The sequence below is a fragment of the Cephaloticoccus capnophilus genome, from assembly GCF_001580045.1.
GTDB lineage: Bacteria > Verrucomicrobiota > Verrucomicrobiia > Opitutales > Opitutaceae > Cephaloticoccus > Cephaloticoccus capnophilus.
Window position 1 is genome coordinate 57,739 of record NZ_LSZP01000062.1, and the last position, 13,959, is coordinate 71,697.

Annotated in this window: 9 protein-coding genes and 1 pseudogene; 1 reads left to right on the plus strand and 9 read right to left on the minus strand. The window is 64.5% G+C overall.

What is annotated here, in order from left to right; genetic code table 11:
* Positions 1–138: 138 nt before the first annotated feature.
* The 9 genes and pseudogenes from AXK12_RS08160 to hemW all read right to left on the minus strand — a co-directional run bounded on the left by AXK12_RS08160 (position 139) and on the right by hemW (position 12,911).
* Positions 139–1,907 (minus strand): annotated as a pseudogene (locus AXK12_RS08160) (ABC transporter ATP-binding protein).
* The gene (locus AXK12_RS08165; protein WP_068713284.1) at positions 1,904–3,700 is read right to left on the minus strand and encodes an ABC transporter ATP-binding protein; all 1,797 of its coding nucleotides are present in this window, start codon (positions 3,698–3,700) and stop codon (positions 1,904–1,906) included. The pseudogene AXK12_RS08160 and the gene AXK12_RS08165 overlap by 4 nt, the downstream one beginning before the upstream one ends.
* Before the next feature lie 131 nt (positions 3,701–3,831).
* Positions 3,832–5,283 carry an ABC transporter permease gene (locus AXK12_RS08170; RefSeq protein WP_068713286.1) on the minus strand — a complete coding sequence of 484 codons (1,452 nt, stop codon included), beginning with the start codon at positions 5,281–5,283 and terminating at the stop codon, positions 3,832–3,834.
* 21 nt (positions 5,284–5,304) lie between these two features.
* Positions 5,305–6,717 carry an ABC transporter permease subunit gene (locus tag AXK12_RS08175; RefSeq protein ID WP_068713288.1) on the minus strand — a complete coding sequence of 471 codons (1,413 nt, stop codon included), beginning with the start codon at positions 6,715–6,717 and terminating at the stop codon, positions 5,305–5,307.
* A gap of 142 nt (positions 6,718–6,859) precedes the next feature.
* Positions 6,860–7,561 (minus strand): ABC transporter ATP-binding protein, encoded by a 702-nt coding sequence (locus AXK12_RS08180; protein WP_068713290.1) that lies wholly within the window; start codon positions 7,559–7,561, stop codon positions 6,860–6,862.
* Between the two features lie 151 nt (positions 7,562–7,712).
* Positions 7,713–9,986: a replication restart helicase PriA gene (gene priA, locus AXK12_RS08185; protein WP_068713358.1), complete on the minus strand. Its 2,274-nt coding sequence runs from the start codon at positions 9,984–9,986 to the stop codon at positions 7,713–7,715.
* Between the two features lie 116 nt (positions 9,987–10,102).
* A complete protein-coding gene (locus AXK12_RS08190) occupies positions 10,103–11,218 on the minus strand; it encodes a M23 family metallopeptidase (RefSeq protein WP_082782755.1) in 1,116 nt (371 codons plus the stop codon).
* The gene (locus AXK12_RS08195; RefSeq protein ID WP_068713294.1) at positions 11,215–11,736 is read right to left on the minus strand and encodes a hypothetical protein; all 522 of its coding nucleotides are present in this window, start codon (positions 11,734–11,736) and stop codon (positions 11,215–11,217) included. The genes AXK12_RS08190 and AXK12_RS08195 overlap by 4 nt, the downstream gene beginning before the upstream one ends.
* Entirely contained in the window at positions 11,733–12,911 is a 1,179-nt protein-coding gene (gene hemW, locus AXK12_RS08200; protein WP_068713360.1) for a radical SAM family heme chaperone HemW, read from the minus strand. The genes AXK12_RS08195 and hemW overlap by 4 nt, the downstream gene beginning before the upstream one ends.
* A 94-nt stretch (positions 12,912–13,005) precedes the next feature.
* Here hemW and AXK12_RS08205 point away from each other — a divergent pair, with 94 nt between their 5' ends.
* On the plus strand, positions 13,006–13,926 hold the full coding sequence (locus tag AXK12_RS08205) for an IPT/TIG domain-containing protein (protein ID WP_068713296.1): 921 nt from the start codon (positions 13,006–13,008) through the stop codon (positions 13,924–13,926).
* Positions 13,927–13,959 lie beyond the last annotated feature (33 nt).

Here is a 13,959-nt window from a genome sequence, read left to right on the forward strand (position 1 = left end):
CGGTAAAGATCTCACCGCCATCGAGGTGCGCGTAGGCCGGTTGCGTGACCGACACCCAGTCCGGGTTGATCCGGTATTCGAGTTTGGCGTCGATCATATTGGAGGGATAAGGCAATGGCGGGATCGCGCTGTGCTGTGTCACTGCGCCTTACCCTGCACCAGCCGCCAGTCCTGGGCCTGCTGCTGCGTGTTCCACAGCCGCGCATAAAGCTCCCGCGGGCGAGCAGCGCGTCATGTTGGCCCTGCTCGACGAGGCGCCCCTGGTCGAGCACCAGGATGCGGTTGGCGTGGCGCACGTTCTTGAGCCGGTGGGCGATGACCACCACGGTGCGTCCGTGCGCAAGTTCCGCCATGGCGCGCTGGATCTCGGCTTCTGCTGAAGGGTCGACGCTGGCCGTGGCTTCGTCGAGTAGCAGGATCGGCGCGTCCTTGAGCAGCGCGCGGGCGATCGAAATGCGCTGGCGCTCTCCGCCCGACAATGACGCGCCGCCTTCGTCCAGCACGGTGTCGTAGCCCTGCGGCAAGGCTTCGATGAAATCGTGTGCTTGCGCTCGCCTGGCCGCGCTAATGGCCTGTTCGCGAGTGGCGTCAGGGCGGCCGATGCGCAGATTGTCCAGCACGGTGCCGGAAAATAGCAGCACGTCCTGAAACACCATGGCGACGTGCCGCTGCAGTGCGTGGGTGCCGATCTCGCGCAGGTCCACGCCCCCCAGGCGGATGGTGCCGCCGCTGACGTCCCACAGCCGCGCGATCAGGTGCACCAGCGTGCTCTTGCCCGCGCCGCTGGGGCCGACCACGGCGGTCAGGCCCTGGGCCGGAATGGTGCAGCTCACGCCATCGAGCGCGGGTGGTGCGTCTTTCTCGTTCGTGCCTTCATAGGTGAAACGCACATCCTCGAACGCGATCTCATGGCCTTGTGGCGACTTGGGCTGCGTGGGCTCAGTCAACGCAGGCTCGGCCAGCAGCGCCTCGATACGCCCCAGTGCCCGCTTCGCGAAGCGCAGCAGCATCGTGGATACGCCCACGTCGAACAGTTGCCGGTACACCGGCAGCGCCAGCACCAGGAACAGCACCAGCACTTCGGGGGCGAGTGTGCTGTTGCCCAGCCACCAGGCACCGGCCACGACCAGACTGGCGTAACCGGCTTCCAGCAGGAAGCCGTAGGCCGCCAGCCAGGGTGCCGGTTTGGATTCCACCGCCAGCATGGCCGCATGCTGCTCGCCAAGCACGGCTTCGAGGCGCTGCCAGGCCTGGCCGAAGCGGCCAAAGCCGCGGATCACCGCGATGCCCTGTACGTATTCGAGCAGGGCCGCGTGCGCGCGGGCATTGGCGGTGATCACGCGCGCGCCAGGTCGCGCCAGCACCTGCTGGGTCCAGACCAGCGCGCCGAAGGCCAAGGGCAGCCCCACCACCATCACCAGTGCCAGCCGTAGATCGACCCAGAACAGGAACAGCGCCAAGAATAGCGGCATCGCGATGCCCGACACGAACACGCCGAGGAAATGCGACCACAGGTTCTCGACCAGTTCCAGGTCGGAGGTCAGGCGCGCGCCCAGGTCGCCGCCGCGCTGGCGGCCAAACCAGCCCATTGGCAGGCGGCGCAGATGGTCGGCCACGCGCAGCCGGGCCTCGCCCATCATCGCGTAGGCACCGTTGAACACCAGCGGCATGGCGATGCAGCCAGCCGCGATGCGCAGCGCCACGCAGGCGGCCATCGCCAGACCGATGAACAGCGCACCCTGTGCCGTTGCGCTGCCAGCGAACACGTCGCGCAGCAGCAGGTACAGCAGCGGGTACGGCGCGGCGGCGAACAGGCCTTCGAGGACTGAGCACGCTAGGCCGCGCAGCAAGCGCGGATCGCGTGTGCCGGAGAGGCGAAAACCGGACTGCACCAGCTCGCGGATCATGGCTGTACCTCCTGCGGGGCGCTAAGCGACCAGTGCCGCGCTTGTTCGTGGTCGCGCCACAGTCGCTGGTAGACGGCGCAGTCCCTCAGCAATTCGTCGTGCCTGCCCTGGGCGGCGACACGGCCGCCGTCCAGCACGACGATGTGGTCGGCGTGCATGACGGTACGCAGCCGGTGGCCAATCATCAGCACCGTGCGGCCCTGGCGCAGTTCGTCCAGCGCCTGCTGGATCAGCGCCTCGTTCTCGGCATCGACGCTGGCGGTGGCCTCGTCCAGCAGCAAAATGGGGGCGTCCTTGAGCAGCGCACGGGCGATCGACAGGCGCTGGCGTTCGCCGCCGGACAGCCGCGCGCCGCGCTCGCCCAGCGGGGTGTCGTAGCCCTGGGGCAGCGCCAGAATGAAATCGTGCGCCCGCGCTGCGCGGGCAGCGGCCTCGACCGCTGCGTCGCTAGCATTGGACCGGGCCATCCGCAGGTTGTCGCGCACCGTGCCGTCGAACAGCACCACCTCCTGGAACACGATGCCGAGCCGGCCCAGCAGCGCATCCAGCGGCCATGCGCGCACGTCCACGCCGCCCACGCGCAGGGTACCGGCCTCGAACTCGTACAGGCGCGCGACCAGCCGCGCCAGTGTGCTCTTGCCCGAGCCGCTGGGGCCGACCAAGGCGGTCACTTGACCGGCCCGGGCCGTGAAGCTCACGCCGTCGAGCGCCAGCCGATTGCCGTAGCGGTGGCGCAGGTCGGCGAACTCGATGTCCAGGGTTCCGTCAGGAACTTGCGCCACGGCGCTGTCGGCCAGTGTCGGCGCGGCCAGCACCTCGTTGATGCGGCCCAGCGATTCACCGCGATGCATCTGTTCGCCCAGCGCAAAGGTCAGCCGCAGCAGCGGCATCAGCACCGCAGGGGCCACCAGCAGGAAAAGCACATAGGTCGGCAGATCCAAACTTGCCTGGGCGTGCAGCCAAGCGCCCAGCGGCGCGACCACCACCAGGTTGGCCGTCAGAAGCCCAACGAACAGCACCCAGCCGCTGGCACTTTCCAACGCGTAACCGCTTACCCAATCCACCGCACCGCGCACGGCAGCGGCCAGTTCACCGAAGTTACGGGCATCCAGCCCGAAGCTCTTGACGACATGCACGCCACGCACGAACTCGCCGACTTGGTCGGCGATGCGCTTTTGCAGCGCGCTCCACGCGCGCATCTTCTGGGCACCACGGCGCATAAACCACCACTGCGCCAGCAGCGCCAGCGGCAGCGGCACCAGCGCGGCCAAGGCCAGCCGCCAATCGGTCGCGAACAGCAGAGCCAGGGCCGCCAAGGGCACCGTGGCCGCGGCCACCGCATCGGGCAGCATGTGGGCATAGAAGCCTTCGAGGCTGTTCACGTCGTCGTTGAGCGTACGTCGCAGGCTGCCCGAACCACGCCCGGCGAAGAACGACAGCGGCACCTCGCCCAGCCGACGCGCCATCGCCAGCCGCAGCCGGTGCTGGATGGCGAAGGCACCGGTGTGGGCCAGCACGTGGCTCGCCGCCATCAAGGCCCAGCGCAGCGCCAACAGGCCCAGCATCCACCCCAGCAGCGGCCAGAGCGCCGCCATGTTGAACGGCCCGCCCGAGAGCAGTTCCAGCGTGATCCGGTAGATGAACCAGAACGGCGCGATGCTCAGCGCCGCCGAGGCAACGGCCGTGACGAGCGCGCCGCTCAGAGGCCACGGCGCGATGCGCAGCAAGCTTCCGAAGCTCAGGGGCCGATCGCCGCGGATGGGAAGCGACTCGTCGTGACGTGAAGACTGCATGGTTCTCCATGGCCCGAAGGCTTTAGCTCGCGCCCACCAGTTGCAGCGCACAGGATCGGGCTTGCTCGGCAGAGCAGGCCACGCGCACGGGCACGCGGTGGCCGGGCGCAGGGACGAAAGGTGCGGCGGCGTTAGGCACCCCCGTTTACGCCATTGGGCGAATAGCGGCCCAGGCCGGGGAGACTCGCGGCGAGCAGCAATGCTGCGCCGAGCGCGAGGACCAGCCACTGGGCGGTCGCGTTTGCGGACGTCGCTGCGGCTTCCTCAAACGCGAAGCGGGGCACTTGGTCGAACTCCGTAAACGCCTCGCCTGCGATAATCTTGGGTTGGAAGAAATCGCGGAGTGCGTCGTGGAAGTCGCCCGCTTGGCGTTGAAACTCACGGTGCCGCTCCATCCCCGTGCCGCTTAGATCGTTGAAGGCGGCTTGCGCGAGCAGCGCGGGCGAGAGGTATTTAAGCGCATCGACAAGGCCCTGTTGGCGTTCGAGCTGCTCGGTATAGCGCGCACGAACCGGCGCAAGGAGCCGCTCCTGCTCCTGATAGCCGAGGTGGGCGATAAGCCGAGGATTCGCCTGCGTGCCTGCGGCCACGGCAGCTTGCGCCTCAGCGGAGGCCAATTCGGGGTGATCCTCGAAGTACTCGGCCAAGAGCTGGCTTTGGCGGTTGCGCGCCTCTTCGGTCACGACGCGCTGCGCGTCGATGTACGCCATGCGCGAAGGCACCGGGTAAATCGCTTTTGCCGCGACGCTCACCGTAGACGGCACGATGATTGTGAAGACCAACCAAGCTCCAGCGAGGACAACGGCATTCGTCGCCGAAGCGCCTCCACGACTTGAGACGAAGACGGCCAAGCCGACCCAAAACAGTCCGTAAAAGAAGGCCACGGCGAGCCAGCCAAAGAGTGCCCCGCCGCTTACCTGCCCGAGCAGGCCCGTAACGCTCAAGCCACCGAGCAAAATCGCCACAAGTGCGAGCAGCACGCACACTCCGAGAAAGAGGCTGCGCCCCAAAGCAAGCCGTTTAACGGAGCCTTGCTGTAGGAGAATGAGCGGCAAGGTGCCGCGTTCGCGCTCCGCCGAAACGAGGTTGTAAGTCAGCCCAAGGAGTAGCAGCGGCACGATGTAGATGACCACAAAGGCGACATCGAAACTGCCGATAAGGAGCCGCTGCGGGTTTTCGTACTCGGCAGCCGTTAATGCGCTGTCCCGCGAGTTGAGCGCGAGTTTATGCACACTGGGGTATAGGTCGCTTTGGCCCACGGAAAGCGCAGCGAGGGCACGACTCGGCTTCACCGCATTGGCAACCATATGGCGAAGCGCGAAACCGGAAGGCGTGCGTGGATCAGAAAAGCTCGGCGTCGTCGCCTCACCGCTATCGAGCTTGCGCGCGAGTTCGGCCGTTGCCGCTGCGCTAGTCTCCACTGCGGAAAGCGCGGCGGCTTGCTTCGCTTGCTGGTCGCGCAGCCGCGAGCTGCCGTTGGAAATCGCCAGCCCCGAGAGCACGAGCAGCAGCAAGAGTACCACCGCAAAGGTCGGCTCGGAGCGCAGGTGCCGCAGTTCCCAAAAGAAAAATCGGAAATTCATGGGTGTCGTTTTTTTGTAAAATTACAGAGCGTTAAGCCGACGGGCGGCAGTGGTGAAAAAGGCGAGTGTCGCCGCAAACCACGCCGCGAGCGCGATCAGCGGGACGGCTTGACCGCGCAAGGCATCGCCAAGCGAAGGCGCGCTAATGACGAGCGGCGGCACCTTGGCCCAGAGCTCGGCACCGGCGAGGTAAGCCCCGCTGCCCTGCTTCCCGTCATTGATAAGAATGTCTTCGTTGAGCGTATCTTGGACCAGGCGGCGGTACGCCTCGGCACTCTCAATGAAGTGGCGGTGATGGGCGAAGTCCGTCCCAGCCAGCGCGCGCGAAAGCGGTTGCAGCGCAGCGAGCGGAGCAATCCACGAGCGGGCGCGCTGGTAGGCGTTTTGCGCCTCAATCACGTCGTGGAGCTCTCCATACACTTCGTCGAAAACGAGGTAGCCCGCCGACTCGCCGCGCAGGAGGCTCAGCCCGCGCGAGGAAAGGCCGTTTAGTTCCTCCACGCCAGAGAGGCCGTACCGCTCGATGACACGCGGCTCCCAAATCGCGCGGGCACGCACAGCGTACTCGGGGTTTTGTTGCCGACGCTGAATCTCGTTTTTCACCGTGGCGACCGAGGGGATCGCGTAACGGCCCGCTGCGATCTCTGAGAGCATGCGCGGGACGAGTAAGCCGTTAAGCATCCAAACACCGAGCAAGATGATGAGCGAGGCCCGCGAACTGCGCACAGTGGCCGACACGCCGAGTGTGAGAAACAGGAAGACGCCCAAATAAACGAGATAGAGCAGGGCCATCAGCCCGAAGCGGCTCCAGGCGTTTTCGGTAGCCGCATCTTGGAGTCCCGCGAGGACGAGCCCGCTAAGCAGCAGCGCAGGCACAGCGAGGAGCGCGAAGGCCGCGGCAAGCCCCGCTGCCTTTCCGAAAAGCCAGCGCGTGGGCGAAAGCCCGAGCGCAGAGATTTGGCGGAGCGTGCCGCGCTCGCGCTCCGCAGTCACTGCCGAGAAACCGACCGCCACGATGAGCAGCGGCAGGAGTAATTGCAGGATGAGCGCAACCGTCAGGTCGCCAAAACGCTGCGCCGCGGTTGCATCTTCGGCGGGGCGGTACAGCACGTCGTTTTGCTTGTGCGCCTCCATCCAAGTCGTAACGCCCGCGTAGGGCTCCACACCCGGGTCGAGCAGCGCGGGCGAGAGCCGCGGCTTAAACGCATAAATCCCGTAGTGCGCCGCCGAGTGCGGATTTTTCTCGGGCTGGGCGAGCCAACGCTCCTGCTCGGCGAGTGAAGCATGGTGACGTTGGGCGGAAATCTCGCGGTGGTAAGACCAACCCGCGAGCAGGGCCGCGAGGAGCAGCAGCGCGATAATGATACCGGCCCAGCGGAAGCGGCCGTCGCGCAGTGCGCCTTTGAATTCGTGGCGTACAATTGTGGAAATCATGGAAAATCGGATTAGGTGAAACAGGCGACGTTTCGAGAGGGAGCGGGAGGCAGGAGATGGGCTAAGAGTTGAGTGAGGGAAGCAGCGTAGTTGCTCCAATGATACGAAATCGAAAGCTGCGCGGCAGACTGCGCGCAGGCCCTCAATCGCTCATCGTTTCGAGATAGAGCTTCTCCAAATCGGTGTGGCTAATCTCGGCGGCGGTGAGTTCGCGGACGAGCGAGCCATGACGCATGATGCCCACGCGAGTGGCGTCTTCCTTCGCGCGAAACAAGTCGTGCGTCGCCATAAGAATCGCGACGCCGCGCTCGCGCAGTTGGCCAAGTAGGCGGCTAAACTCGTGCGAAGCACTCGGGTCGAGCCCGCTGGTCGGCTCGTCGAGCAAGAGCACCTTGGCCTCTTTTGCTAGGGCGATAGCGATACCGACCTTTTGGCGCATGCCTTTTGAATAACCGCTCACGCGACGCGCGTGTGCCTCGGTTTGCAGCCCGGCTTCGGCGAGAAATCCGCGCAGCCTAGGCTCCTCGTAACGATGCCCGCTCAGCTCGGCGAAGTAGGCGAGGTTTTCCAGCCCGGTGAAGTGCCCATAGAGATTTACTTGCTCGGGGATGTACGCGAGCCGCCGTTTCGTTTCGAGCGGAGCGTCGCTAACATTCAGACCGTCGATGAGTGCCCGGCCCTCGTCGGGCTGAATAAAGCCGAGCAGGCAATTGATGGTAGTGGTCTTGCCCGCGCCGTTGGGCCCGAGCAGCGCGAAAAGCTCGCCCGGAGCGATATTGATAGAGAGTCCGTTTACGGCGGTATACCCGCCGTAACGTTTTATGAGGCGATCAATTTGGAGCATGAGAGTGGGGGGAGAATTACTAGGTGTGCGCTTTGCTATTAAGACCAATTCTCAAGTCAATGCGATATTTGAAACTAATTCTCATAGCAATTCCCGCTGCCTTCGTTATTAGCCTCCGCTTTCCGCTGTTCGGAGAGCGCCCAGCGCTGCACTAGCCCAAGCTCACCGGATCGACGTCGAGGACTTGGATAATGTCCTCAGCCCAAGGGAATTCGCGTTGGAGTGCGACGAGTTGCGGAACGGTCTTCGAGACGTTTTCCGTAAAATACCAGAGCTGCCAGCGGTAGTGATCTTTGACTTTTTCAATTGGCGAAGGCGAGGGCCCACGCAGTTCGACCGCAGCCCCCAACTCCGACTCGACGCGCTTGGCCCACTGCTCTGCGTAAAACTGGAGCTTCTCGGGGTTAGGCCCGCGAAACAGGTGTTTAATCAGATGTCGGTAGGGCGGATATTTAAAATCGCGGCGCAGCTTAAGCTCCGCCTCGCTGAAACCCGCAAAATCCGCGTGCCGCGAAAACTGAATCGGCTCGGCCTGCGGGGTGAAAGTTTGCACCACCACTTCACCTGCGAGGTCGCCCCGCCCTGCCCTGCCCGCCACTTGCACCAGGAGCTGAAAGGTGCGCTCGCTCGCCCGAAAGTCAGGAATGTGCAGGGAAATGTCCGCATCGATGAGCCCGACGAGCGTCACGTTCGGAAAGTCCAGCCCCTTAGCGATCATCTGCGTGCCCACGAGCACATCGATCTGCCCCGCGCGGAACTCCGCCAAAACCTCGCGAAAGCGGTTCTTTTTGCCCATCGTATCGGTATCCATTCGCTCAATACGCGCCTGTGGGAGCACCCGCCGCACCGCCTCCTCCACGCGCTGCGTGCCTAGCCCGCGCCAGCGGATTTTAGGTGAGCCGCACTTTGGGCAACGCGCGGGCGCAGAGCGCTGTGCCCCGCACAAGTGACAACGCAGCGTCTCGTCCGTGCGGTGGTAAGTCATCGCAATACTGCAATGCTCGCACTCCTCGACGTGCCCGCAGTCTTGGCAAATCATCGACGACGAATACCCACGCCGATTGATAAAGAGGATCACCTGCTCGCGTTTTTCGAAGCGGTCTTGCATCGCGCGCACCAGCCGTTGCGAAAGAATCGTCAGCCCGCGCGAGCGCATCACCTCCACGCGCATATCGACCACGTCGATAAACGGCAAGCGGCGGTCATCCACGCGCTGCTTGAGCTCCAGAAATGCGTATTTCCCCGCCTGCACATTCGCGTAACTCTCCAGCGACGGCGTCGCCGAGCCCAGCACGCAATGCGCCCCGGCCAAGTGCGCGCGATACACCGCCACATCGCGCCCGTGGTAACGCGGCGACTCGTCCTGCTTATAGGCGGGCTCGTGCTCCTCATCGACCACGATGAGTCGCAAATCCTGCACCGGCGCAAAGACCGCCGAACGCGCCCCCACCACGACTCGCGCCTCGCCGCTCGCCAGCGCCAGCCAACCATCCAGCCGCTCGCCCTCGCTCAAGCGACTGTGCCACACGACGCAAGCATGCCCGGGCGCGATCGCCTCCAGCCGCGCACGCAGCCGCGCCACCGTCTGCGGTGTCAACGCGACCTCTGGCACGAGAAAAATCACGCCCCCGCCCGTCTTCAGTGCGCGGTCAATCGCATGCAGATACACCTCTGTCTTCCCTGAGCCGGTCACGCCGTGGAGCAAAGTCACACCGAAGTCGCCGCCAGCGCATTTCTCCTCAATCGCCGCCGCCGCCGCCGCCTGCTCGGTGTTGAGCACCGGCGGTTGCGCCGCCGCGACCTCGCCGCTCGCCCAATCATCCGCATACGCATGCCGCTGCACCCGCCGCCGCTCTTCGCGGACGAGCCCGCGCTTAACGAGTCCGGCGATTACTGCCGGCGTCACGCCCAAGCGCTCAAGAACAAGCCGCTTGGGCTGCGGGTGCGGTTGACGCGCCAGAAATTCGTAAACAGCAGCCTGCTTTGGCGCGGCGCGCGGAGCCTTTTTAGCTGGCGTGCCGCTCGTTGGCGGCAGCTCCGACACACGCTCTTCTTCTGAAATCGCCCGCAGTAGCACCTCCTCCTTAATCGCCGCGCCGTTTCGCACAGCGACCGGAATCATCGTCTCAATGATCCCATCGAGAGGCGCGGCGTAATAACGCGACATCCACCGCGCGAGCCGCAGCAAATCCGGCGACAAGGCCGGAAACGGATAAACCAGCTCTGCGACTGATTTGAGCTTCGCGAGCGGGAAATCGGGCGGAGCTGCCGGCGGCGAAATCTCGCCCACCACGCCCAGCCGCAGCGCCCGCAACACCGGCACGCGCACGAGCGCTCCCAGCCGCAAGTCACCGCGTAGCCGCTCCGGCACGCGATAGTGCAAGAGCTTGTCAAAGCCAGCCAGCGGATGGACACCCACAATCATGAGGGGCATGAAGACGCCCAAGCCCCGGCCTGCGCGCGAGGTTTTTTATAGCTCCCGCCGCCGGCCATGCTGGCCGCGCCAAACCGCCGCAGCCACTCAACGAGCGCGCATTTATCTCACGAATCCTCTCGCCCAAACAAAAGTTGTCGAACGGCGTCCAAGTCGGGGCCGATAATCGGCACTCCTGTCGAGCTAGTCATGACAAGTCGCTTCGCCGGCTGCGTACCAAGCAATGCCTCATCGACTGCGACGATGGCCGCCTCCCCCGGGCTTAGCTTTAACCCGCGCACTGCGTCCGCGCTAAGCGGCGTCCACGCAAAAGGAATCCCGCTCGGGTCGCACTCAATTCGCCACCCCGCCTGTGCGCCCAGTGTCACCGCCCCTTGCTTTAGCAAGCGCGGATAGCGGCGGACGAAGTCCGGTGTGGCGCGGCTCGCCACATGCAGCACTACGGCGGGCTCCATTTGCGCAAACCAGTCCGCCACTGTCCGAATCGCTGCGGCCCTGTGCGCCTCGTAAAATGCGAGCGGGTCGAAGCCCATGAGGTTCATCCCATTAAACACACCGTGATAGTTCGGGTCATCAAAGCCGCGCGCGTCATACCAGCGCTCAAAGTCATCGGTCAGCCGCAGCCCCATCTCGAAGTGCAAGTGCGCGCGCGCCTTGGGAATCGTATACCCGCCCGCACTCCGGCCCATCCGACCGAGCACTTGGCCCGCGCGAACGCGCACGAGCTCGCCCGCCACGTCGGGCAACAGTGCCGAGTCCACCGAGGCGAGGTGCGCGTAGAGCGTGTAAATGGCGGGACTCTGCGCGTCATGCTCCAGCACGACATAGCGGCCATAGCTGCTGCGGGCGGGCTCGGTATTCACATAGCGGACGATGCCCGACATCGCCGCAAAAACCTCATCGAGTGCTTCGCCCCGCGCATCGCGCCGCACGGGGAACAGATCAATCCCCTCGTGAAATCGCGTCCCGCCATTTCGCACGCTTCCGTAGCCGCCACTGATTGGATTTCCGGAGCCCGCATGCTGTAAAAACGCACGCACCGGCTCGCCGCGCTCCCATGCCCGGTTGGGCGTCGGCCAGCGCAGCTCTATTTGTGCCAAAACCGGTCTCGCACCCCCGATCAAAACACCCAACAGGACAATCCACGCGATCGCCGTAATGACGCGATGGATACGACCAAGGCAGCACGACGGAGACGAGCGCGAGTAACGGTGGGCTCTCATTTCGCTTTGGCTTTGGCAGCACTAATAGCCGCCGCGAAGGTATTGATCTCGCGAGCGAGCGCGTGGAGTTCCTCGTCAGCCACTTCGACAAATACAAAGAGCACGCCGCCCTCAATCGCGCCGTCGATCACCCGTGCCCCCAAGGCTTGCCCGTTAACGAGAAGGACGAGCCGCCGCCCCATCTGCGAGACACTCATCCGGTAAAGGTCGCGGGCCGCTTCGCCCGTGAGCCGCAGCCCAAGGCAGCGTCCCAAATCGACCTCCACAACGGCGGCCTCCACAATGTCGAACTCGCTGATAACCGGCTTCGGCGCGACGCGGATGGCTACGCCGCTCACCGGTAAAACGAGCGGCACGCCCTCTTGCTCCGCATCGGCTTCGAGTAAAAACCATGCGTGAGCCCCGGGTTGCGGAGGCGGCTTCGTCCACAACACGCAACCGCTGCCAAGCCCCGCAAACACCAGGACGGCTGCAAGCGCGAGTAAGGAAAGCGGGGCAGCACGGAGGGAAGAACTCATGACTGCGAAGCGTCTTGAAAGGCCTCCATCATTTCCAGCCCAACCGCATCGGCCAGCAGCCGACCGCGCGTGCTGAGGCAAAGCCGGTCGTCACTCCAAAGCGCCAACTCGTCGGCAACGAGTCGCTCAGCCAAAGCCTCGACGGCCGCCCACGGCGCATCCGGCGCACGGGTGCGCCACTCCTCGAGCGATACGCCCGCATTCATCCGCAGCCCAAAAATAAACGCATCTTCGGCAAGCGCAGCCGGCGTCATTTCTTTGCGCTCTTCGGTCATTCGCTCGCCGCGCTGCACGCGCTCGGCCCAGCCGCGTAGGTCAGCGACATTACCGCCGCGCCAGCCGCCATGTTGCGACGCGGCAGCAGGCCCGAGCCCCACCCACTCGCTCATCGCCCATGTATTCAAATTGTGCCTACAGGCATGCCCGGGCCGCGCAAAGTTCGCGACTTCGTATTGCCCATAACCCGCGGCGGCCAGCCGGGCCCAAGTCTGCTCGTAAAGCTGCGCCTCGTGCTCGGGGTCGAGCTTTACGCGCCCCTGCGAAAGCTTGAGCCAAAGCGCGGTGTCCTCCTCAAAAGTCAGGCAATAGGTCGAGAGGTGATCGGGCGCGAGCGCGAGGGCTTCGGCGATATCCGCCTCCCACTCGGCGGCAGTCTGGCCCGGCAGCGCAAACATCAGGTCGAGGTTCACACTGGAAAAGCCGGCAGCGCGAATCCGCTCGTAGGCGCGATAAATTTGCTCGCGCGAATGCTGGCGGCCCAGCGCGGCGAGGAGCGCGGCTTGAAAACTCTGCACGCCCATCGAGATCCGTGTGACACCGATTTCGCGCAGTGCGGCCAAGCGCGCTTCCGTCACCGAGGCCGGGGCCATTTCCACCGTCCACTCGGTTGGCCCGCTGCCGCACTCGGTTTCTGAACAACAGCGAAGCGTAAACTCCCCCAGCCGCCGGAGCGCATCCGGTGAGAGCAGCCCGGGAGTGCCACCGCCCCAAAAAACCGTGGTAACCGGGCGCGACCATTTCACGAGCGCGGCTTCGGCTTCGCACGCGGCGAAGTAGTCGGCGATATCGCTAGCAGTAGGGCGCACTTGGTAGAACGCGCAAAAATCGCAGGTCGACGCGCAAAACGGGACGTGCACATACAGCCCCAAGGGAGCCGCGCGGTTTGGCGCTGCCATTTCCGTCTTAAAAAAAGGGGGCTTAGACCCTTGCGCTAGTAAAGCCGCAGTCATTATCTCGCCGCTTTCACTGACCGGCCCTTCACGAAATCCAATGCAAAACTCGCGTCCCACTCTCGCACGCCGACTCCTCCTGTGGTGCAGTGCCCTTTGCCTGCTCGTCCTGTTGCCCGGGTGTAACGATGTCGTCCTCAACAACCTCACGCCCAGCTCGCTGACGGAAAACCCCTCGCGCATTTACACGATCACGCTGCGCGTCGACCAAAAGCGCAAACGCATCGTCCCCGGCAGCGTGCAGCCCTACCTCATCATCGACGGCGAGCGGCACCTCATGCAGCCCAGCCGCGTCGGCGCAGAGTTTTACGAGTTCGACTACGCGATGGCCCCAGGCCGCAGCGAAATCGCCTACTATTTTTTGGTGAACTACGAAGTGCGCAGCAACGACCGCAACGTCCCCGGCGAAGCCTACACCGAGCTCGCGCGCGCCACTGTCACCGGTCGCTACGTCTACTCGCTCGAAGCCAATCGCGGACCCGTCGGCGCACGCATCAGCGTCATCGGGCGCGGCTTTAGCCCGCAAGACAGCGTGACCTTTGACGGGCAGCCTGTGCGCAGCCATTACGAGTCGATCAGCTCGCTCAGCTTCTTCGTCCCCGCACTCGAGATCGGCCGTGACTATCAAGTGGCCCTCGTCGGTGCGCGCGGCGCGACCCCGCTCGGCAGCTTCCGCATTGACGGCAGCAAACTCCTCGTCACGCCCTCCGCGCTCAGCCTGCGCTCCGGCTCGGTGCAGTCGCTCACCTTTACGCTCCCACAACCCGCACCGCTCGGAGGGCTCCTCCTCGACGTCACGACAGACATCCCGAGCAGTGTGATTATGGACGAAGTCATCGTCCCTGCTGGGCAAAGCTCCGTGACCATCAACGTGCAAGGCGGCTCCCCGGGCACCGGCAGCCTCTTCCTGCGTGGCTACGACAGCGGCGAACTCACGATCCCCGTGCGCGTCACACGGTAAAGCGCTCGTCGCCGCGCCACGCAGCCGCCGCCC

Bases quoted from the DNA above. Each gene is read 5' to 3' on its own strand.
- AXK12_RS08205 (WP_068713296.1), top strand. From the start codon at position 13,006: ATGCAAAACTCGCGTCCCACTCTCGCACGCCGACTCCTCCTGTGGTGC.
- AXK12_RS08190 (WP_082782755.1), bottom strand. From the start codon at position 11,218: ATGAGAGCCCACCGTTACTCGCGCTCGTCTCCGTCGTGCTGCCTTGGT.
- AXK12_RS08170 (WP_068713286.1), bottom strand. From the start codon at position 5,283: ATGAATTTCCGATTTTTCTTTTGGGAACTGCGGCACCTGCGCTCCGAG.
- AXK12_RS08175 (WP_068713288.1), bottom strand. From the start codon at position 6,717: ATGATTTCCACAATTGTACGCCACGAATTCAAAGGCGCACTGCGCGAC.
- hemW (WP_068713360.1), bottom strand. From the start codon at position 12,911: ATGGCAGCGCCAAACCGCGCGGCTCCCTTGGGGCTGTATGTGCACGTC.
- priA (WP_068713358.1), bottom strand. From the start codon at position 9,986: ATGATTGTGGGTGTCCATCCGCTGGCTGGCTTTGACAAGCTCTTGCAC.
- AXK12_RS08195 (WP_068713294.1), bottom strand. From the start codon at position 11,736: ATGAGTTCTTCCCTCCGTGCTGCCCCGCTTTCCTTACTCGCGCTTGCA.
- AXK12_RS08180 (WP_068713290.1), bottom strand. From the start codon at position 7,561: ATGCTCCAAATTGATCGCCTCATAAAACGTTACGGCGGGTATACCGCC.
- AXK12_RS08165 (WP_068713284.1), bottom strand. From the start codon at position 3,700: ATGCAGTCTTCACGTCACGACGAGTCGCTTCCCATCCGCGGCGATCGG.